General features: G+C 66.6%; 16 protein-coding genes. 10 read left to right on the top strand and 6 right to left on the bottom strand.

Annotated elements, in window-relative coordinates:
- Positions 1-33: 33 nt before the first annotated feature.
- From ASF61_RS15800 to ASF61_RS15820, 5 genes are all read left to right on the top strand, one after another.
- Complete coding sequence (locus ASF61_RS15800) at positions 34-849, top strand: glycosyltransferase family 2 protein (protein ID WP_056157558.1); 816 nt, start codon at positions 34-36, stop codon at positions 847-849.
- Positions 846-1946 carry a glycosyltransferase family A protein gene (locus tag ASF61_RS15805; protein ID WP_056157561.1) on the top strand — a complete coding sequence of 367 codons (1101 nt, stop codon included), beginning with the start codon at positions 846-848 and terminating at the stop codon, positions 1944-1946. The genes ASF61_RS15800 and ASF61_RS15805 overlap by 4 nt, the downstream gene beginning before the upstream one ends.
- A gap of 2 nt (positions 1947-1948) precedes the next feature.
- Positions 1949-3043, top strand: a complete 1095-nt coding sequence (locus ASF61_RS15810) for a glycosyltransferase (protein ID WP_056157564.1) — start codon at positions 1949-1951, stop codon at positions 3041-3043.
- Between the two features lies 1 nt (position 3044).
- A complete protein-coding gene (locus ASF61_RS15815; RefSeq protein ID WP_056157568.1) occupies positions 3045-4139 on the top strand; it encodes a glycosyltransferase family 2 protein in 1095 nt (364 codons plus the stop codon).
- A 107-nt stretch (positions 4140-4246) separates the two neighbouring features.
- Entirely contained in the window at positions 4247-4480 is a 234-nt protein-coding gene (locus ASF61_RS15820) for a DUF6139 family protein (protein ID WP_056157572.1), read from the top strand.
- Positions 4481-4543: 63 nt separating this feature from the next.
- Here the strand turns inward: ASF61_RS15820 and dnaE are convergent, their stop codons facing one another.
- Complete coding sequence (gene dnaE, locus ASF61_RS15825) at positions 4544-8098, bottom strand: DNA polymerase III subunit alpha (protein WP_229205872.1); 3555 nt, start codon at positions 8096-8098, stop codon at positions 4544-4546.
- Between the two features lie 146 nt (positions 8099-8244).
- On the opposite strand from dnaE, the gene ASF61_RS15830 reads away from it, so the two are divergent.
- Positions 8245-9144: a sulfurtransferase gene (locus ASF61_RS15830; RefSeq protein ID WP_056157577.1), complete on the top strand. Its 900-nt coding sequence runs from the start codon at positions 8245-8247 to the stop codon at positions 9142-9144.
- 6 nt (positions 9145-9150) lie between these two features.
- On the opposite strand, the gene ASF61_RS15835 is transcribed toward ASF61_RS15830, so the two are convergent.
- Together ASF61_RS15835 and ASF61_RS15840 are read right to left on the bottom strand one after the other, a co-directional pair.
- Positions 9151-9795 carry a response regulator transcription factor gene (locus ASF61_RS15835; protein ID WP_056157580.1) on the bottom strand — a complete coding sequence of 215 codons (645 nt, stop codon included), beginning with the start codon at positions 9793-9795 and terminating at the stop codon, positions 9151-9153.
- Positions 9782-11437 carry an ATP-binding protein gene (locus ASF61_RS15840; RefSeq protein WP_229205873.1) on the bottom strand — a complete coding sequence of 552 codons (1656 nt, stop codon included), beginning with the start codon at positions 11435-11437 and terminating at the stop codon, positions 9782-9784. The genes ASF61_RS15835 and ASF61_RS15840 overlap by 14 nt, the downstream gene beginning before the upstream one ends.
- A gap of 236 nt (positions 11438-11673) precedes the next feature.
- Here ASF61_RS15840 and ASF61_RS15845 point away from each other — a divergent pair, with 236 nt between their 5' ends.
- The gene (locus tag ASF61_RS15845) at positions 11674-12651 is read left to right on the top strand and encodes a VirK/YbjX family protein (RefSeq protein WP_229205874.1); all 978 of its coding nucleotides are present in this window, start codon (positions 11674-11676) and stop codon (positions 12649-12651) included.
- A 91-nt stretch (positions 12652-12742) separates the two neighbouring features.
- On the opposite strand, the gene ASF61_RS15850 is transcribed toward ASF61_RS15845, so the two are convergent.
- Genes ASF61_RS15850 through ASF61_RS15860 form a run of 3 tightly spaced genes read right to left on the bottom strand, consistent with a single transcriptional unit; the run spans position 12743 to position 17210 of the window.
- A complete protein-coding gene (locus ASF61_RS15850) occupies positions 12743-14071 on the bottom strand; it encodes a TolC family outer membrane protein (protein WP_229205875.1) in 1329 nt (442 codons plus the stop codon).
- Positions 14071-15432, bottom strand: a complete 1362-nt coding sequence (locus tag ASF61_RS15855; RefSeq protein ID WP_056157587.1) for an HlyD family type I secretion periplasmic adaptor subunit — start codon at positions 15430-15432, stop codon at positions 14071-14073. The genes ASF61_RS15850 and ASF61_RS15855 overlap by 1 nt, the downstream gene beginning before the upstream one ends.
- Positions 15429-17210: a type I secretion system permease/ATPase gene (locus ASF61_RS15860; RefSeq protein WP_056157589.1), complete on the bottom strand. Its 1782-nt coding sequence runs from the start codon at positions 17208-17210 to the stop codon at positions 15429-15431. The genes ASF61_RS15855 and ASF61_RS15860 overlap by 4 nt, the downstream gene beginning before the upstream one ends.
- Before the next feature lie 293 nt (positions 17211-17503).
- Between ASF61_RS15860 and ASF61_RS15865 the strand changes: the two genes are divergently transcribed.
- Genes ASF61_RS15865 through ASF61_RS15875 form a run of 3 tightly spaced genes read left to right on the top strand, consistent with a single transcriptional unit; the run spans position 17504 to position 20948 of the window.
- Positions 17504-18325, top strand: a complete 822-nt coding sequence (locus tag ASF61_RS15865; RefSeq protein WP_056158228.1) for an ABC transporter permease — start codon at positions 17504-17506, stop codon at positions 18323-18325.
- Positions 18322-19794 carry an ABC transporter ATP-binding protein gene (locus ASF61_RS15870; RefSeq protein WP_056157592.1) on the top strand — a complete coding sequence of 491 codons (1473 nt, stop codon included), beginning with the start codon at positions 18322-18324 and terminating at the stop codon, positions 19792-19794. The genes ASF61_RS15865 and ASF61_RS15870 overlap by 4 nt, the downstream gene beginning before the upstream one ends.
- Positions 19785-20948, top strand: a complete 1164-nt coding sequence (locus tag ASF61_RS15875) for an FkbM family methyltransferase (RefSeq protein ID WP_056157597.1) — start codon at positions 19785-19787, stop codon at positions 20946-20948. The genes ASF61_RS15870 and ASF61_RS15875 overlap by 10 nt, the downstream gene beginning before the upstream one ends.
- Positions 20949-20956 lie beyond the last annotated feature (8 nt).

The following is a 20956-nucleotide window of genomic DNA, read 5'->3' on the forward strand; positions in this document are numbered from 1 at the left end:
CATACGCGAGAAGTCACACTGCCGTCTCCATTCATGCAACAAACAGTCAACATTTCAGTCGTCATCGCGACCTACAACCGCCCCGACGCGCTGCGTGCGGTGATCGAAGCATTCTTCCTCCAGGACGAGCAACAGTTCGAAGTTATTGTCGCCGATGATGGTTCGACCGACAACACGCGCGCCTGCGTGGCCGAGCTGCAAGCCCGCGCGCCCTTCCCGCTGCGCCACATCTGGCAGGAAGACTGCGGTTTCCGCCTGGCGCGGGCGCGCAATCTCGGCATCGCGGCCGCGCAAGGCGACTACCTGATCTTTCTCGACGGCGACTGCATTCCGCAACCCAGCTTCATCCGCCAGCACCGCAAGCTGGCCGAGCCGGGCTACATGGTAACCGGCAGTCGCGTGCTGCTCAGCGAAGCGCTGACCGCGCAGGTGCTGGCCGGCGCCATCGATCCGCTGCGCACGTCGGCCTGGGGACAGCTGAAACTGCGCCTGAGCGGTGGATTGAACAAATTGTTACAACTTTGGTGCCATCTTCCCGACCTCCGGCGCAAGTCGGACCGCTTCAGCTGGCGCCGCATCAAGGGCTGCAACATGGCCGCGTGGCGCAGCGACATCGAACGCATCAACGGTTTCGACGAAAGTTTTACCGGCTGGGGCCACGAGGATGCCGACTTCGTGCTGCGCCTGTTCAATGCCGGCGTGCTGCGCAAGGATGGCGCGTTCGCCACCGAGGTGCTGCACCTGTGGCACCGCGAAGCCGTGCGCGACCAGGCCAGCAGCAACCAGGCGCGGGTGGCGGCGCGGATGCAGGACAAGACCGTGCGCGCCACGCTGGGACTGGCAAAATGAGCACGGCGCCGCGCCTCAGCATCGTGGTGCCAGCCTACAATGTTCAGGACTTCATTGCCGACACGCTGGACTGCATCCTGCCGCAAATGCGCGACGGCCACGAGCTGGTGCTGATCGACGACGGCTCCACCGACGCCACCGTGGAACGCGCGCGGGCTGCGTTCAGCGCGTGGCCGCGCTGTGCGGTGCGCGTGGTGCAGCAGGCCAACGCCGGCGTGGCGGACGCCCGCAACAACGGCGTGGCGCAGGCGCGCGGCGACTACATCCTGTTCGTCGACAGCGACGACCTGCTGCAGCCCGGCGCGCTGGACGGCATCGACGCCGCCATTGCCGCCCATGCGCCGGACGTGATCGCCACCGACTTCCGCATCTGGTATCCGGGGCGCACTGCCCGGCCGCTGGAGGACCACCACCTCAGCTATCGGCCCCACGTCGTGGTGCAGGGCCAGGAAGCGATCCTGGCGACCTATTTCGCCGACCGCCACATGTATGTGTGGTGCAAGATCATCCGGCGCGACATCTACCTGCAACTGGGCTTGCCGCTGTTTCCGTCCGGCCGGCTGTTCGAGGACATGGCCGTCGTGCCGCGCCTGCTGGCCGCGTGCCGCACGCTGGTCTATGTGCCGCTGGTGCTGCTGCACTACCGCCAGCACCCGGTCAGCATCACGCGCGTGATCACGCCGCGCTGGTGCACCGATTTCGTGCTGGCGCTGGCCTCGGCCAGGCCGTACCTGGAAAGCGCGGGCGCCGGCGACAGTGCGGCCGTGCGCGCCGAGTTCGACGGTGCAGCCACGCTGTTCTACCTGTGTGCGATCAAGACCTCGTTCGGCTTGCCGGCATCGGCCAACCCGGCGCAGGTGCGCGCGGCCGTGCGCGAGATTTACCTGGGCAGCCTGTTCGGCTCGGTGGAGCAGACGCTCGACAGGCTCGAACGGGGCGCGCTGGCGTCGGTCACGCTGCGCAACGGCCGCCGCTGCGCGCGCCAGGTGCGCCAGGCGCTGGCCGGCAGCAAATGGTTCGAGCTGCGCCAGACCGTCAACCGCGCCTATAAAACCTGGCAGATGTCGCGGCAACAACGCCTCAGCAACGCCGGGTGACCATGACTGCTTCGTTTTCCATCAGCATCATCGTGCCTGCCTACAACGCTGCCGGCTTCATCGACGATTGCCTGGCCCATATCGTCCAACAGATGGGACCGGCGCACGAACTGATCGTGATCGACGACGGCTCGCGCGACGACACCGCCGCCCGCGTGCAGGCGCAGGCCGCCGCTGCGCCGCACTGCGCGCTGCGCCTGATACGGCAAGCCAACCAGGGCGTGGCCGAGGTGCGCAACGTCGGCCTGCAGCAGGCGCGCGGCAACTACATCCTGTTCATCGACAGCGACGACCTGCTGCAGCCCGGTGTGCTGGACCGCATCGACGCGGCCATCGACACCCACGCGCCCGACGTGATCACCACCGATTTCTGTTTCTGGCATCCGTACCGTGCCGACCAGCCGCTCGAAGCCACGCAACTGAGCTATCCCGCCAACGTCGTCCTGCACGGCCAGGATGCCATCCTGGCGCCCTATTTCGCCGACCGCCGCATGTATGCCTGGAGCAAAATCGTGCGGCGCCAGATCTACCTCGACCTGGGCCTGCCGCTGTTTCCGTCCGGCCGGCTGTTCGAGGACATGGCCGCGCTGCCGCGCGTGCTGGCCGCCTGCAGCACGCTGGTGTACCTGCCGCTGGTGCTGCTGCATTACCGCCAGCACGCCCTGAGCATCACGCATATGACCTCGCCGCGCTGGTGCACCGACTACGTGCTGGCGCTGGCCTCGGCCAAGCCACACCTCGCGCGGGCCGGTGTCAGCGCGCGCGTGCGCACCGAGTTCGACGGCGCCGCCTGCCTGTTCTACCTGTGCGCGATCAAGACCTCGTTCGGCATGCCGGCCTCGGATGAAACGCGCCAGCTGCGCGCCGCCTTGCATGCGATTTTTCTCGACGGCCTGTTCGGCACGCTCGACCAGGCGCTGCACAACCTGGAAGCGGGAAAGATCACGTCTCTCCGGCTGCGCGACAGCCGGCGCATTGCTCACCAGGTACGCCAGGCACTGGCCGGCAGCAAATGGTTCGAGCTGCGCCAGACCGTCAACCGCGCCTATAAAACCTGGCAACTGACCAGGCAACAACGTCTCCACCAAGCAAATTAACATGTCCGCCCCGCTCACGATCAGCATCATCGTTCCCGCCTATAACGCCGCCGGCTTCATCGACGACTGCCTGGCCCGCATCGTGCCGCAGATGACGGCCGCGCACGAACTGATCGTCATCGACGACGGCTCGCGCGACGACACCGCCGCCCGCGTGCAGGCGCACGCAGCGGCCGCCCCGCAGTGCGCGCTGCGCCTGATCCGGCAGGCCAACCAGGGCCTGGCCCAGGTGCGCAACGTCGGCCTGCAGCAGGCGCGCGGCGACTACATCCTGTTCATCGACAGCGACGACCTGCTGCAGCCGGGCATCCTGGCCCGGCTCGACACCGTGATCGCCGCCCACCAGCCGGACGCCATCGCGCTCGATTTTTCGATGTGGCACCCGGACCGGCCCGACAAGAACCGCGTGGTGCGCATGGGCTATGCGCCCGCGACGCTGATCACCGATGCCGACACCATCCTCGACGTGTTCTTTGCCGACCGCCACCTGTACGCGTGGGCGCGCGTGATCCGGCGCGCGATCTATGCCGGCTTCGCGCAGCCGCTGTATCCGACCCACCGCCTGTTCGAGGACGTGGCGGTGACGCCGCGCCTGCTGGCGCGTTGCCGCTCGCTGTACTACCTGCCAGAGCAGCTGCTGGCCTACCGCCAGCACCCGGTCAGCATCACCAAGTCGGTCAGCGCCGATTACTGCCGCGATTTCACGGCCGCGCTGGGCCTGAGCCGGCCGGCGCTGGAGCAGGCCGGCGTCAGCGCCAGCGTGCGCGACCACTACGATGCGGTGGTCAGTTATTTTTATATCGGCGCCGTGAAGAATTCCTACCAGTTGCCCGCTGCGACCGGGCGCGCGCTGCGGCGCGAACTCAAGGAGATCTACCGCGCCACGCTGTTCGGCACGCCGGACCATGTGCTGACCAGGATGGAGCAAGGCAGCCTGCGCTCGACCAGCCGCCGCGACGACCTGCGCGCGGCGCGCCAGGTGCGGCAGGCGCTGGCCGACAGCCTGGTGTTCCGCCTCAAGCAGACGGTGAGCCGCAAGGTCAAGCTGTGGCAGCGCCAGGCCAGGGTGCGGGCGCTGCACAAGTCTGCCCGCTGAAGCAAGCGTCATTTCCCCACTGCATTGCGCAGCAGCGTCGGTCTTTAGGCGGACGCGCCCGCCGCTGAAAATCCGCTACCATGGGCTTTTGCCAAAGGAGAAACCCCATGCGTGTAGACATCTATTATCGTGACGAAGCGGCAGGCAAGCACACCTACCTGGCCGTCCCCGAAGGTCAGGCCATCCCGGAAGAAGCGACCAGCACCGACTGGCACGTAGAAGCGGAAAAGGTCGAAATCGACGACAGCAAGGGCGACCTGTCGCGCTACCACATCGCCGACCCGGTGGCGCAGATCGGCGCCAAGGGTTACGCCATCACCAGCGTGGCCGAACAGCTGTAACGGTCCCCGCCAGCACCGCGGACGGCGCACCGCCGTCCCGCGCCGCAGCGGCGCACGTCGCGCTCAGTATTCGATCGCCACGTCCTGCGCGCCGAGCTGCTGGCGCAAGGCCTGCTGCAAGGCGTCCGACGGCGCCACGCGCCACCCTTCCCCCAGTTGCACCGTGCAGGCCACGCCCTGCGGCATGATGCGCGCCGACACCGGCAGTCCGTCCGCATGGCGGTGCGGCGCCAGCACGTCGGCCATCTTGCGCACATCGACCGTGGTCGGCAGCGCCATCGCCAGCTGCTTGCCGTGCTTGACGCGGGCGCTGACGATGTCGAACACCTTCTCGGCCGAGATGCGCAAGCCGCCCGAGAAGCGGTCTTCCGAGACCTTGCCGATCACGGCCAGGAACTCGTCTTCCTTGATCATGTGCTTGCATTCCTCGAACACCTCGGCGTACACGGTCACTTCCACCACCGCGCTCTTGTCGTCGAGACTGACGATCAGCAGCTTGCCGCGCTGGGTCATCTGCGGCCGGATGCCGGTGATCACGCCGCAAAGGATACGCGGATCGCGCGACGGCTCGAGGTCGGCCAGCTTGGTGCGCGCGAAGCGGCGCGCTTCGGGCGCGAACGAATCGAACATGTGGCCGGACAGGTAAAAGCCGAGCGCGATCTTTTCCTCGGCCAGGCGCTGGCGGTCGGTAAACGGTTCGGCCTTGACGTAGTCGGGCGGCGGTTCGAGGTCGCTGTCGTCGCCGCCGAACAGGCTGACTTGGTTGGCGGACTTCAGTTGCTGGTCGGCGTATTCCATCGCGAAGCTGACCGACGCCAGCAAGATCGCCCGGTCCACGCCCAGGCAATCGAACGCGCCGGCGCGGATCAGCGACTCGATCGTGCGGCGGTTGATCTGCTTCTTGTCGACGCGCTTGCAGAAGTCGAACAGGCTGGTAAACGGGCCGTCGGCATTGCGCGCGGCAATGATGGCCTCGATCGCGTTCTGGCCGGCGCCCTTGCAGGCGCCCAGGCCATAGCGGATCTGCGTGACCTTCTTGCCGCTGACCGACGGCGGCGGGCCGTCCGGCACGAAGCGGTACTCGGACTTGTTGATATCGGGCGGCAGGATGGTCAGGCCGCAGATATCGATCGCGTCTTCGACCAGGATTTTCACCTTTTCCGTGTCTTCCATGGCCAGCGACATATTCGCTGCCATGAAGGCGGCCGGATGGTGCGCCTTCAGGTACGCCGTGTGGTACGACAGCAGCGCATAGGCGGCGGCGTGCGACTTGTTGAAACCGTAGCCGGCGAACTTTTCCATCAGGTCGAAGATCTCGTCGGCCTTTTGCGCCGACAGGCCGTCCTTGGCGGCGCCGGCACGGAAGATCTCGCGGTGCTCGGCCATCTCTTCGGCCTTCTTCTTGCCCATCGCGCGGCGCAGCATGTCGGCGCCGCCCAGCGAGTAGCCGCCGACGATCTGCGCCATCTGCATCACCTGCTCCTGGTACACCATGATGCCGTAGGTTTCGGACAGGATCGATTCGGTGCGCGGATCGGGGTAGTCGAACTTCTCGCCGTGCTTGCGCTTGCAGAAGTCGGGGATCAGGTCCATCGGGCCTGGACGGTACAGCGCGACCAGCGCAATGATGTCCTCGAAGCGGTCGGGCCGCGCATCCTTGAGCATGCCCTGCATGCCGCGCGACTCGAGCTGGAATACCGCGACCGTCTTGGCCTTGGTCAGCAGCTCGTACGACGGCCGGTCGTTGAGCGGCAGCTTGGCCAGGTCGAAATCCTGCTCGGCCGGGTCGAGCGCCTTGATGTAGCGCACCGCGCGGTCGAGGATGGTCAGCGTGGTCAGGCCCAGGAAGTCGAACTTGACCAGGCCGACCGCCTCCACGTCGTCCTTGTCGTACTGCGACACCACGCCGCCGTCGCCGCCCTGCGTGTACAGCGGGCAGAAGTCGGTCAGCTTGCCGGGCGCGATCAGCACGCCGCCGGCGTGCATGCCGATGTTACGGGTGATGCCCTCGACCTGCTGCGCCAGGTCCAGCAGCTGCGCCACTTCTTCCTCGTTCTGCTGGCGCTCTTTGAGCATCGGTTCTTCCTCGATGGCCTCGGCGATCGACACCGGCTTGCCGGGCTTGAACGGGATCAGTTTCGACACGCCGTCGCAGAAGTTGTAGCCGAAGTCCATCACGCGGCCGACGTCGCGGATCGCGCCCTTGGCCGCCATGGTGCCGAAGGTGGCGATCTGCGACACCGCATCGCGCCCGTACAGGTCTTTCACGTGCTGGATCACCAGCTCGCGCTTTTCCTGGCAAAAGTCGATATCGAAGTCGGGCATCGACACCCGTTCCGGGTTCAGGAAACGTTCGAACAGCAGGTTGTACTTGAGCGGATCGAGGTCGGTGATCTTCAGTGCATAGGCCACCAGCGAACCGGCGCCCGAACCGCGGCCCGGGCCGATCGGCACGTCGTTGTTCTTGCCCCACTGGATGAACTCGGCCACGATCAGGAAGTAGCCGGGGAACTTCATGTTGATGATGGTCTTGTTCTCGAAGTCGAGCCGCTCCTCGTAGCGCGGCCGCTCCTTGTCGCGCCGCACCGGGTCCGGGTACAGCTGCACCAGCCGCTCTTCCAGCCCTTTTTTCGTTTCGGCGACCAGGAACTCGTCGATGGTCATGCCCGGCGTGGGGAAATTCGGCAGCTGCGGCTTGCCCAGCGTGAGCGTGAGGTTGCAGCGCTTGGCGATTTCCACCGAGTTGTGCAGCGCAGCCGGCAGGTCGTGGAACAGCTCGCGCATTTCGGCCTGCGTGAGAAAACGCATCTGCTCGTTGAACCTGCGCACGCGCTTGCCGTTGGCCAGCATCTCGCCCTCGGCGATGCAGACGCGCGCTTCGTGGGCGATGAATTCATCCTTGGAAATGAACTGCACCGGATGGGTGGCCACCACGGGCAGGCCCAGCCTGGCAGCCAGCGATACCGCGTGGCGCACCTGCACTTCCTGGTTGGGCTGGCCGGCGCGCTGGATTTCGATGTAAAAATGGCCGGGGAAAATCCTGGCCCATTTCTGCGCATGCTGCTCGGCCAGTTCCGGGTTGCCGTTCTCAATCGCCATGCCGACATCGCCGAAATGGGCGCCGGACAGCGCGATCAGGCCGTTGGCCGGCGAATCGTCGGGCAGCAGTGCGTAGTGCTGGTTGACCAGGTTGGCCAGCCACTCGGTGCGGATCTCGGCCCGGCCCTTGTACTGGTTGGTCAGCCACGCCTGCGACAGCAGTTCGCACAGCTGCAGGTAGCCCATGCGGTTTTTGGCCAGCAGCATCAGCCGCGACGGCTTGTCGCGGTTCTCGTCGTTGGTGATCCAGACATCGACGCCGACCACCGGCTTGACGCCCTTGCCGCGCGCCGCCTTGTAGAACTTGACCATGCCGAACATATTGGACAGGTCGGTGACGGCCAGCGCCACCTGCTTGTCCTTGGCGGCCGTCTTGACCAGGTCGTCAATGCGCACCAGGCCATCGACGATCGAGTACTCGGAGTGGACCCGCAGGTGGACAAAAGCGGGGCCGACCGGCTCCAGCGCGCCCTCGTCGGGCGCAATGACGGTGCCTGCTGCTTGTTCGTTTGCTGCCATGTTCGCTACCATGTTCATATGCTGCTCGGTGCTGGTTCAATAACCTGCTATTTTACCGCGCAACGCCGCGCCCCGGGCGGCGCCATCCTTGTTGCGCGGCATTTTGCGTATAATGTCGGCTTCCCCTTTTTCGATCCCCAACCACCATGTCCGCTAATACCGCTTTACAAGCTGAAGCGCATGCTGGCGCTGCTGTCGCCGCTGCTGCTGTTGCTCCTGCCCACGTCAATATCGCTGCCTACAAATTCGTCACCTTCGACGATACCGAGGCCATGCGGCCGCTATACCAGGAGATCTGCACGCGCCTGGGCCTCAAGGGCACCATCCTCCTGACCCCGGAAGGCATCAATATGTTCCTCTCCGGTCCGCGCGCGCAGATCGACGAGTTCCTGGCCTGGGTGCGCAGCGACGCCCGTTTTGCCGACCTGGAAGTCAAGGAAAGCCTGTCGTCCGAGCAGTCGCACAAGCGCATGCTGGTCAAGATCAAAAAAGAGATCATCACCATGCGCATGCCGCTGATCAAGCCGGAAGAAGGCCGCGCGCCGTTCGTCGAGGCGCACACGCTCAAGCGCTGGCTCGACAACGGTGTCGATGACAACGGCAAGCCGGTGGTGATGGTCGATACGCGCAACGATTTCGAGGTGGACGTGGGCACGTTCGACAACACGGTCGATTACCGCATCAAGAAATTCACCGAGTTCCCGGAAGTGATCGCCGCCCACAAGGACGATTTCGAAGGCAAGACCGTGGTCACCTTCTGCACCGGCGGCATCCGCTGCGAAAAAGCCGCGATCCACATGCAGAACATCGGCTACGACAACGTCTACCAGCTCGAAGGCGGCATCCTCAAATACTTCGAGGAAGTGGGCGGCGCCCATTACACGGGCGACTGCTTCGTCTTCGACTACCGCACCGCGCTCAACCCCAGGCTGGAACCGACCGAAACCGTGCAGTGCTTCGTCTGCCGCGCCGTGGTCACCCCGCGCCAGCAACTGTCGCCCGAATACGTCTACGAAAAGTCCTGCCCGGCCTGCTACCAGGCCTGAGCATCGTCAGGGTTCGTTTTCAAGCATGCTGATGCGGACCAGGTCGGCGACGTTGTCGACGCCGAGCTTGGCCATCAGGCGGGCCTTGTGGACTTCGACCGTGCGCACACTGATGCCGAGCGCCGGGCCGATCTCGCGGTTGTGGCGGCCCAGCACCACCAGGTCCATCACTTCGCGTTCGCGCGGGGTCAGTTCGCCCAGCAGGCTGGCGTGGCGGCTGCGGCGTTGCTGCTCGCTTTGCTCCGAGCGGGCGCGCAGCAGCGCTTCGTCGATGGCGGCGATCAGCTTGGTGTCGTCGAACGGTTTTTCCAGGAAGTCGATCGCATCGGCCTTGAAGGCGGCGCGGGCCGTGCCGACGTCGCCGTGGCCGCTCATGATGATGAACGGGATGCGGCAGCCCTGCCGCGCCAGTTCCTGCTGCAGGGCCAGGCCGTCGATGCCCGACATGCGGATGTCGAGCAGCAGGCAGCCGCGCCAGGATGGCCGCCATGCCTGCAGAAAGGCTTCGCCGCTGGCAAACACGGCGGTGCGGTAGCCGCGCACGCCCAGCAACAGGCCCAGTGCGTCGCGCACGGACGGGTCGTCGTCGACGATGTAGACGGTCAGGTTGTGGGCGCCCTGGTCGGGCGCGTCCGGATTATGCAGCAACATGATGCTCTGGCTCCTCGGCGCGTGCCAGCGGCAGCGCCATTTTAAAAATTCCCTTGTCGCCGACCTCGGCCCACAAGGCGCCGCCATGGGCTTCCATGATGGCGCGGCTCAGCACCAGGCCCAGGCCCAGGCCGCTGGCCTTGGACGAGACGAACGGTTCGAACAGGCGCGCAGCCAGTGCCTGCGACACGCCCTTGCCGCTGTCCTCGATCGCCAGGTGCAGGCAGTCGCGCCGCTCCGCCGCCTGCCGCCCCCTGGCGCCGCGCCCGACCTTGCCGGCCACCGCGTCCACCCTGGTCCCCGACACCGTGATGCGGCGCGCGCCGGGCGGCTGCTCCTGGACCGCCTCGACGGCGTTGGCCAGCAGGTTGCGCAGCACCAGTTCGACCTGCAGGCGGTCCACCAGCACCGACATGGCCGGCACCGCCTCGATATTCAGCTGCACCTCGCGCTCGCGCAGCTGCGCCATGAACTGCTGGCTGACCCCGGCCACCAGGTGGCGCGCATCGATCGCCTCGAGCTTCATGGCGCCGGTGCGGAAGAAGTCGCGCAGGCGGCGCACCACTTCGGCCGCGCGGCCCGATTCGGCAATCATGCGCTGCACCACGTTCTTGAGCATGGCGCCGCTCTCGCCGCGCTCGAGCAGGAATTCGCAGGCCTTGCCATAGGTGCCCAGCGCCGTCAGCGGCTGGTTCAGCTCGTGCGCCAGGGCAGCGGCCATCTCGCCGGCTGCCGCCAGCCGTAGCGACTGCTTCAGGTCGCTCGATACCTGGCGCAGCTCGTCGACCACGATGCCGATCGAAAAACCGACCAGCGCCAGCATCGCGTCGAGCATCTGCAGCTCGTGCACGGCAATGTCGCCCGCGTGGTTGAGCTTGACCAGGGCACCGATACCGCCCTGCAGCACGAACACCATCAGCGCCGTTCCATACAAACCCTGGCGCGAGGCGGCCCAGACCACCGGCAGGAACAGGAAATAGAAATCCTTGAATTCCGACGTCGCAATGCTGCCGAACACCAGGTACAGCACGCCGATGGCCAGCGCCAGGTAGCCCAGGGTTTCGGCCCGCCACACGGTGTCGCGCAGGCGCTGCCGGGTCTGCGCATTGGCCAGCATCCAGATCAGCGGCATCGACACCACCACGCCCACCATGTCGCCGATGCCGAACCGCAGCACCGCCGTGCTCCAGCTACCGGCCGGAACCAGGCCGACCGACGACAGCAGGCTGATATACACCAGATCGTTGAACAGCACGCCCACGGTCACGATGGCGACCCACTGGAACAGGCGCAGGCGGCTGTCGAACAGGCCGTCGCTGCCGAAGGTGCGGCGCAGCGCCTCGCCCACCAAGCCGTAGCCGACCGTCAGCCACAGCGAGAACAGCAGCGTCAGCGGCAGGCCGGCCGGCATGCCGCGCACCAGGATTTCACCGAGCGCCAGCGCGATCCACCACGGCAGCGCCGCGCGCCAGCCATGGCGCAACCAGAACACCAGGCCCAGCGACGGATCGGGATTCCAGGGAGTGATGTTGAGGCCGTACAGCGGGTCGATATAGGTGACCCAGTCGAACAGCAGGTACAGCGCAATGAACGCGGCGAACTGCACATCAGTGACGGAAAAACGGAGCCGCGGCAAGGACATGGGTGGAAAGATTTGTATCGTATTGTAGCATTATGCCTTGCCGCCCATCAAAACGCACCCTTTTTACAACTAAGGGTTTTACGTAGCAACACCGCGATCCGCCCGGCAAAGCGTCGTTTACCGGCGACAACAATATGCGGGACTTCCCTTACGCACCGGCCCCAATTGCCAGTGCCGGGGGGCAGGCCTACCATCGCGTCCTTGCGGTATGTCCACCGCTGATACCACAAGGAAACATGATGTCGATTACACTGCATTCGGGTACCGTCGGTCTGACCGGACTGCGCCGCTTGCGCGAAACCATCAAATTGTCGGCCCGCGCCATGCTGCACCGCCAGGCCGCCGATGGCTGGTTTGCATTGCTCAATTCGTCGCCATTGTTTATCGACCTGGTGGCGGACCATCCACGCATGATCTACAAGATTTTCCGTCCCTATTTCAGCAACACCATGGGCTACGACGCCCGCGTGGCCCTGCTGACCGAACACTACCGCTTCATCCTGCGCCAGGGCCTGGGTCCGCTGACGGCGCTGGCCTCGAAGGACCGCGTGGTGCTGGCCCGCGTGACCGGCAAGACCGGTCTGCCCTACCATATCCAGTTGGCGGCGGTCGAACCGATGGAGCGCGAAGGCGAACTGGTACTGCAACTGGTGCAGGGCGACGAGGTCGTCTACAACTGCGCATTCTCGTTCCACCAGGGCGAGCGCGGCATGGTGATGGGCGTGGGCTGCATGCAGGGTCCGCGCGGCGAGCAGGGGCTGCAGGTGATCAAGGACGCGACCCGCGAGCTGCACGGCCTGCGCCCGAAAAACATGATGGTCAAGCTGCTGACCCAGATCGGCTACACGCTCGGCTGCAGCGAGCTGCGCCTGGTCGGCAACGACAACCGCACGGTCTGCCGCTCGGTGCGCCAGGGCAAGGTGCACGCCGACTACGACGCGCTGTGGCAGGAGCTCGATGCCACGCCGCGCGCCGACGGCGATTACCGCCTGCCGTGCGAGGCGCTGGCCGAACCGGACCTGGCGGCGATCGCCTCCAAGAAGCGGTCGGAGGCGCGCAAGCGCCACGAGACGCTGACCGCGCTGGCCGACGGCATCAGCGCCAGCCTGCGCGCAGCGCGCCAGCCCATGGCGGGCAGCAAGAACGGAACGCCGTCGCCGGTGGTGCAGGAACCGCTGCACGACTCCGCACACGACGGCTACGCGCTGGCCTGATCCTGTCCAGCCGTGACACAAAGAGGGGCGGTCTGCGCAAGGCGACCGCCCCTCTTGTCTTCTCCCGCCGCGGTGAAATGACCGGTCGCGGTCAGCGGAAATACGCGGCCACGTCGCGCAGCGCATCGACATCGAGCGTGCCGGCAGCCGCGCGCAGTTTCAGCATCGCCAGCAGGTAGCCGTAGCGCGCCTGCGCCTGGTCGCGCCGGCTCGTGTAGAGCTGCTGGCGTGCGTTGAGCAGGTCGAGGTTGATGCGCACGCCCCCCTTGATGCTTTGCTCGGTGGCTGTCACCAGCAGCGTGCCCGAGGCCACGGCCTTGTCCAGCGCGCGCAGCCGCGCCATGCTCGACACCACCACCGCGTGCTGCTTGCGCAATTCCACCAGCACCTTGTCGGTCGTGGCCTGCTGGTCGGCGCGCGCCTTTTCGCTGCCCGCCACCGCCTGCCGCGTGGCCGCGCTGACCGCGCCGCCCGCGTACAGCGGCACGTTGATCTGGAACCCGATCGACTTCTGGGTCGAATCCTGGTTCAGCGTATTGAGCGTGTCCGAATTGTTTTTCGCATAGCTGGCCACCAGGTCCACCCGCGGCGTGTGGCCCGCGCGCGCCTTGCTGATTTCCTCGCGCGAGGACGCCACCGCGTACTGCATGGCGATGATGTCGGGATTCTGGCGCAGCGCGATGTCGCGCCATTCGTCGAACCGCAGCGCAGCGTCGGGCGCCAGCCGGAAGTCGGCCGCCACGTCGTCGACCGCCGTCACTTCCTGGCCGACGATGACCGACAGCGCCGCCAGCGTGGTCTGCACATTGTCCCGTGCTTCGAGCACCTGGGCTTCGGCCAGGTCGAGCCGGGCCTCGGTTTCCAGCATGTCGGTTTTGGTGCCCTCGCCTTTTTCGAACAGGCGGTTGTTGACCGCGCGCTGCTCGATGAAGACGTCGCGCTGCACCTCGGCCAGGCGCAGCTGGGTGTTGGCGAACAGCGCCTCGGTATAGGCGCCGGCCAGGCGCAGGATCAGCTCCTGCTTGCGCGAGGCAAATACGGCCGCCGCATAACTGCTCTGCGACAGGCCCTGGTGGTAGCGCGCGATCGCCTCCAGGCTGAACACGGGCTGGCGTACCTGCACCACGGCCGACTTGCTGCGGTATTCGAGCGCGCGCGACGGCGACTCGACGCCGCCGGTGATGTACACCACGTCGGCATCGACCCGGCTGCTCGAATAGCTGGCCGATACATTGGGCAGCAGCGCCGAGCGGCCCAGCACCTCGTTCTCGATGCCGGATGCGTATTCCTGGCCGGCCGCGCGGTAGGCGGGATCGTTTTGCAGCGCCGACTGGTAGGCCTGCATCAGGCTGATGGCGCGGGCGCCGCCGGCGTGGCAAGCCAGGGCCAGCGCCAGCATGACGGGAACGACTGGCTTCACTATTCCTCCGACAGCGACGTTTTGGCGCGGTCCATCACCGGCTTGAGCAGGTAGTTCATCATGGTGCGCTCGCCGGTTTTGACGAACACCTCGACCGGCATGCCGGGGCGCACATCCATGTGCTGCTGGGCGATCTTGCGGGTGCCGGCCGGCGTCACGCGCACGCGCACCTTGTAGGTCGCCGCGCCGGTACGCTCATCGACCGTGCGGTCGGCCGCCACCTGCTCGACCACGCCCTCGATATGGGGCGTGCGGTTGGCATTGAACGCCGAGAAGATCAGTTCCACCGGCAGCCCGGTGTGGACGCGGTCGATCAGGTTCACCGGCAGCAGGCCTTCCACCACCAGGCCGTCGTCGGCCGGCACGATGTCGAGCAGGCGCGCGCCCGGGGCTACCACGCCGCCGCGGGTAAACACGTTCAGGCCCACCACGATGCCGCCCACCGGCGCCCGGATCTCGGCATTGGCCAGGTCGTAGTCGAGCGCCAGCATGCGGCCGGACAGCGATTCGGCTTCCTTCTGGGCGTCGTACAGCGCCGAGCGCACGTCCTTCTGGTATTCCTGGTTGCGCTGCACGCGGCGCAGCGACAGTTCCAGCACCTGGCGCTGGCCGCGAATGATGTTGCCGGTGTCTTCGGCAATGGCGCCGCTGACCTGGGCGTAGGTACGCTCCGTTTCCAGCAGGCGCGAGCGGGCGATATAGCCTTCCCTGGCCAGGTCGCGCATGTTCTCGACCTGCTCCTTGAGGAAGGCCAGCTGCTGCACCTTGGCTTCGCGCGACGCCTCCAGACCGCGGGTCTGGGCGCGCAGGCCGGCGATGTTTTCATCGACTGCCGCCAGCTCGTTGTTGAGCGCCGACTCGCGTGCGCTTTTGAGCTGCTGCTGAACCTCGAACACCTCGGCCGTGCGCGGGTCGTTCCTGTAGGCCTGCAGCGCGGCGGGAAACACGATGGCCTTGCCGTCGCGTTCTGCCACCAGGCGCGCCTCGGCCGCGCGCGCGGCCAGGTACTGGGCGCGCGCCACTTCCACCTGCGACTTCGGCGCCACGTCGCTCATGCGCACCAGCAGCTGGCCGGCCTTGACCGTATCGCCATCCTGCACCAGGATCTCGTTGATGATGCCGCCGTTCTGGTGCTGGATGGTCTTGCGGTTGCCCTCCTTGGCCACCGTGCCCTGCATCGGCACGCCCTTGTCGAGCGGCGCCAGCATGGCCCACAGCAGGAAGCCGCCCACGCCCAGCAGCACCACCAGCCAGCCCAGGCGGCCGTAGCCGCTGGCATCGGTATGGACGGACAGCGGCGCGACATCGTGGCTGACCACGTCGGACGCCAGCGTTTTCGATTCGGCTTTCATCAGTTTCATGCTGGCTCCCTGGCCGGCGCCGGCGCGGACGAGGCCGGCGGCTGCGGTGATGCCGGTGACGTTGGCTGGGCCTGCGCCGGCATCTGCTTCTGGCTTTTCTCCTGCAACGCCTGCAGCACCTGCTTGGTCGGACCGAACAGTTCCACGGCGCCGTCGCGCAGCAACAGCAGCTTGTTGGTGATGCCGATGGCGCTGGTGCGGTGGGTAATCAGCACGATGGTCTTGCCGCGTGCGCGCAGGTCGTTGACGGCCGCCAGCAAGGCGTGCTCGCCGGCGTCGTCGAGGTTGGAATTCGGTTCGTCCAGCACCAGCACGGCCGGGTCGCCGTACATCGCGCGCGCCAGGCCCAGGCGCTGTTTCTGGCCGCCGGACAGGCCGGCGCCGCCGTCGCCGAGCGGCGTGTCGTAGCCCTGCGGCAGGCGCAGGATGATGTCGTGCACGCCGGCGCGCTGGGCGGCCAGCACCACCTTGTCGGCCGCCACTTCGCCGAAGCGGGCGATGTTCTCGCCCACCGTGCCGGCAAACAGTTCGATATCCTGCGGCAGGTAGCCGAGGTGCGGCCCCAGCTCGGCCTTGTTCCACTGGTAGATGTCGGCGCCGTCCAGGCGCACCTTGCCGATCGCGGCCGGCCACACGCCCACCAGCAGCCGCGCCAGCGTGGTCTTGCCCGAACCGCTGGGGCCGATCACGCCGACCACGTCGCCCGGCTGCAGACCGAACGACACATTGCGCAGCAAGGTCGTCTGGCCGCCCGGCGCCACCGCGCTCACGCCCTCCACCGTCAACACGCCGGCGGGCTTGGGCAGCGGCATGCCGGCCTGGCGCGCCGGGTTATTTCCGAGCAGCTCGATCAGGCGGCCGTAGGCGCTGCGCGCGCCGGCAAACGATTTCCAGACGCCGATCACCTGCTGCACCGGCGCCAGCGCGCGGCCCAGCAGGATCGAGGCGGCAATCATCATGCCCGGCGTGATCTTGTTTTCCAGCACCAGCAGGGCGCCGAAACCGAGCACCAGCGACTGCAGTGCAATCTGCACGAACTTGGTGACGGCCGCCACCAGCCCGGACTTTTCGCTGGCCTCGCCCTGCAGGTGCAGGAACTTGCCGTGCAGCTTGAACCAGCGGCCCATCAGGTTGGGCAGCATGCCCATCGCTTCGATCACCTCGGCATTGCGCAGGTTGTTGGTGGCCAGCGAGGCCGAGGCGATCGACAGCGTATTGGCTTCGGCCAGCGGCTTTTTCGACACGCGCTCGTTGAGAAACGCCAGCGCCACCAGGATCACCGTGCCGCACAGCGCAAACACGCCGAGGCCCGGCTCGAAGATGAAGATCACCACCAGGTAGATCGGAAACCACGGCGCGTCGAAGAAGGCGAACAGCGCGCTGCCGGTCAGGAACTGGCGGATATTGGTCAGGTCGCTCAGGGCCTGGCCGGCATTGCCGCCGGCGCGCCGCAGGTTCTGCTCGAAGGCGGCCGTGTACACGCGCTTGTTGAGCTCCATGTCGAAGCGCGCGCCGACCCGCACCAGGATGAAGCTGCGCACCAGCTCGAGCACGCTGATCATCAGGTAGGCACCCAGGATCATCACGGTCAGCATCAGCAAGGTGGTTTCGTTGCGGCTGGTGAGCACCCGGTCATACACCTGCAGCATGTACAGCGACGGCGCCAGCATCAGCAGGTTGGTGATGGCGCTGAACGCGCCCACCGTGAAAAAAGCGCGCTTGAGCGTGGAAAGAACGTCGGTGATCTCGTTGCGCGGCGGGGAAACGGTGTTTTTCATAGGTCCATGTTGTGGCGAATCAACTTTACCGTGATGGCGGGGCCATTATCGCCTACAAAAATCCACAGAAATTCACCATTTCCCACGATCGCGCCCGCAGCGGTGCGCAGCCGCTATTTACGTGTGGCATCTGTTGGAATTTGGCACAAATTGGCCGCAGCAGCTTGCCGGACAGCCAAGATAAAACTGCAATTGTCTGGGATATAATTATTCGATCGTTATTGCAGGATACCCATGCTTGCCATTCCTTTATCGCTGCCGTTGTGGTCGATCCGCGCCGGCGCCGCGCGGCCATGAGCGCCATGCTGCGCGCGCTATGGCACAGCCGTGGTTTCGTCCGCAGCAGCGTACGGCGCGAGTTCGAGGCCCGCTATCGCAACACCATGCTCGGCGCCGCCTGGTCCGTGCTCCATCCGCTGGCGATGATACTGGTCTACACGGTGATCTTTTCGCAGGTCATGCACGGCAAGCTGGCCGGCGACAGCCGGGATCCCGGCACGCTCGGCGAGCTCGGCCGCTACAGCTACAGCATCTACCTGTGCGCCGGCATCCTGTGCTGGGGCCTGTTCGCCGAGATCGTCACGCGCGCCCAGAACATGTTCATCGAGAACGCCAACCTGCTCAAGAAGGCCAGCTTTCCGCGCATCTGCCTGCCGGTCATCGTGGCCGGCAATGCGCTGCTGAACTTTGCCATCATCTTCGGCCTGTTTACCGTGTTCCTGCTGGGGTGCGGCCGGTTCCCGGGACCCGTATTCGCGCTGCTGCTGCCGCTGCTGCTGCTGGAGGTGGCGCTGGCGCTGGGCCTGGGCCTGGTGCTGGGCGTGCTCAATGTGTTTTTCCGCGACGTCGGCCAGTTCTGCCAGATCTTCATCCAGTTCTGGTTCTGGCTCACGCCCATCGTGTACCCGGCCGCGATCCTGCCGCCGGCGCTGCGCGCGCTGCTGGTATTCAATCCGATGGCGGCAGTGACGGGCGGCTTCCAGGACGTGCTGTTGCATGGCCGCGCGCCGGACTGGGCCAGCCTGCTGCCGGCTGCGCTGTGCGCGCTGGCGCTCGGTGCGCTGGGCCTGCGCCTGCTGCGCCGGCGCGGCGGCGACATGGGGGACGAGTTATGACCGATCCCGTGCAGGACGCCATCACCGTCAGCGGCGTGGGCAAGGCGTTCAAGCGCTACCCCACGCGCTGGGCGCGCCTGGCCGAGTGGCTGCTGCCGTGGCGCGGGGCGCGCCACCAGCAGCACTGGGTGTTGCAGGACATCGATTTCCGCATCGCCGCCGGCGAGGCGGTGGCGCTGATCGGCGTCAACGGCGCCGGCAAGAGCACGCTCCTGAAACTGATCACCGGCACCACGCTGCCCACGGTCGGCAGCGTGACCGCGCACGGGCGGGTGGCGGCCCTGCTGGAACTGGGCCTGGGCTTTCACCCGGACTTCACCGGCCGCCAGAACGTGCTGATGGCCGGTCAGCTGATGGGGCTGGAGGCCGGCCGCCTTGCCGCGCTGCTGCCCGCGATCGTGGCCTTTGCCGGCATCGGCGACTACCTCGACCAGCCGGTGCGCCTGTATTCGAGCGGCATGCAGATGCGCCTGGCCTTCAGCGTGGCCACCTGCGAGCGGCCCGACATCCTGATCGTCGATGAAGCGCTGGCGGTCGGCGACGTCTTCTTCCAGCAACAATGCTTCGACCGCATCCGCCGCTACACGGCCGCCGGCACCACCCTGCTGTTCGTCTCGCACAGCATGGGCACGGTGATGGACATCTGCGACCGCGCGCTGTATATCCGCCAGGGCCGGCTGGCCTTCGACGGCGCCCCCCGCACGGCGGTCGACCGCTACCAGGCCGAGCTGCTGGGCCATGCCCCGGCCGATACCCGCCTTGCGCCCGCTACGCACACCACGCCCGACCGGTCCGCTGCAGATTTCCCTGCCGATGCCGCAGTCGGCGCCGCGCCGGCCGGTACTGCGCTGGCCGGCGATGCGGTGGCAGGTGACATGTCGGCCAGCGCCGCAGTGACCGGTAACGCACCGGCTGCGGCGGCGGATCCGCTGCACCAGCTGGCCGACGCAGCGGGGCTGACCGGCAGCGCCGGCAGCATCGCCAGCGCCGATGTCGCCTGCCTGCGCGCGGCGTTCGTGGACGCTGCCGGCACGCCGCTGGCCACCATCGTGGCCGATCAGCAGGTCACGCTGCGCATCGATTACCGCGTACAGCGCGCGTTCGACGATCCGCACATCGGCTTCAAGATCCGCAACCGCCATGGCGTGGTGCTGTTCGAAACCAACTCGTACTGCATGCACCAGTGTCCGGGCCCGGTGGCTGCCGGCCAGGTGCTGTCGGCCAGGTTCAGCTTCGCCCTGACGCTGGCACCGGACGATTACACGCTCACGGTGGGATTTAGCAATGGCGGGTATGATCAGGGCAGTTTTCGCGAAGTGCTCAATTACCTGCACGAGGTCAGCGCCTTCACGATACTGCCCGACACCGCAGGCATCCGCTGGGCCGGCATGACCAATCTGGCGCCACGGTTTGCCTGCGTTACGCTGTCCCCTTTCCCGCCATGCGCACCGGAGGCTGCATGCCGCTGATCTCGTACGCACAGAATGCCGAAGACGTGCTGCTGTGGCGCGCGCTGCGCACCGTGCAGGACGGCTTTTACATCGATGTCGGCGCCAACGATCCGCAGCACGATTCGATGACCAGGCTGTTTTACGACGCCGGCTGGCATGGCATCAATATCGAGCCGATGCCGTCGTACCGCGCAATCTTGCAGCGCGCCCGTCCACGCGACATCAACCTGGCGCTGGCCTGCGGCGCCGCCGACGGCCGCATCACGCTGTTCGATACGCCCGACGTCAACGGCTGGGCCTCCACCGACGCCGCCACCGCGCAGGCCCACCGCGCGGCCGGCATTGCGGTGGTCGAGATCGAGGTGCCGGTGCGGACCCTGGCCGGCATCTGCGCCGAGCACGCGCCGGCCACGATCCACTTCCTCAAGATCGATGTCGAAGGTTTCGAGGGCGAGGTATTGCGCGGCATGGACCTGCGCCGCTGGCGCCCGTGGATACTGGTGATCGAAGCGACCGTCCCCAACAGCACCGTCGCCAGCCACGCAGACTGGGAACCGCTGGTGCTGGCCGGCGATTACCGCTTTGCCTACTTCGATGGCCTGAACCGCTACTACGTGGCTGCCGAACAGGCACAGCTGCTGCCGCTGCTGGCAGTGCCGCCCAATGTGTTCGACGGCTACATCAGCTACCACCTGGACCACGCCTGGCGCACCATCGACGACCTGACCGGCCGGCTGGCACAGCTGCAGAAGCTGCAACAGGCGGCCCTGCAACAGCAAGCCGAGGCTGCCGCGCAGGCGGCACAGCTGCAGGCCCATCTCGACGCCATCCACGCCAGCACCTCGTGGCGCGTGACGCGGCCGCTGCGCGCGGCGGGACGCCTGATCCAGTCCGGCGCCGTGCGCACCGTTCCCGCCACCGTGCTGCGCGCGGCGCTGCGACGCACCCTGGTCACGCTGGCGCAATGGACGCCGCTGCGGCGCGTGACCTTCGCGCTGCTGCGCCGCGCGCCGGCACTGCAGCGGCGCTGCCTGGCCTGGTATGCCGCGGTCCGGGGCGCCAGCAGCGAGATCGTGCCGCCCGGTGTGCCGCCGGCGCTGGCGCACCTGCCGCAATCGGCGCGCCGCGTGCTGGCCGACCTCGAACGCCCCCCTCAACCTGACGACCGTTAGACCTTTCA

It is taken from the genome of Duganella sp. Leaf126 (genome assembly GCF_001423125.1).
GTDB lineage: Bacteria > Pseudomonadota > Gammaproteobacteria > Burkholderiales > Burkholderiaceae_D > Rugamonas.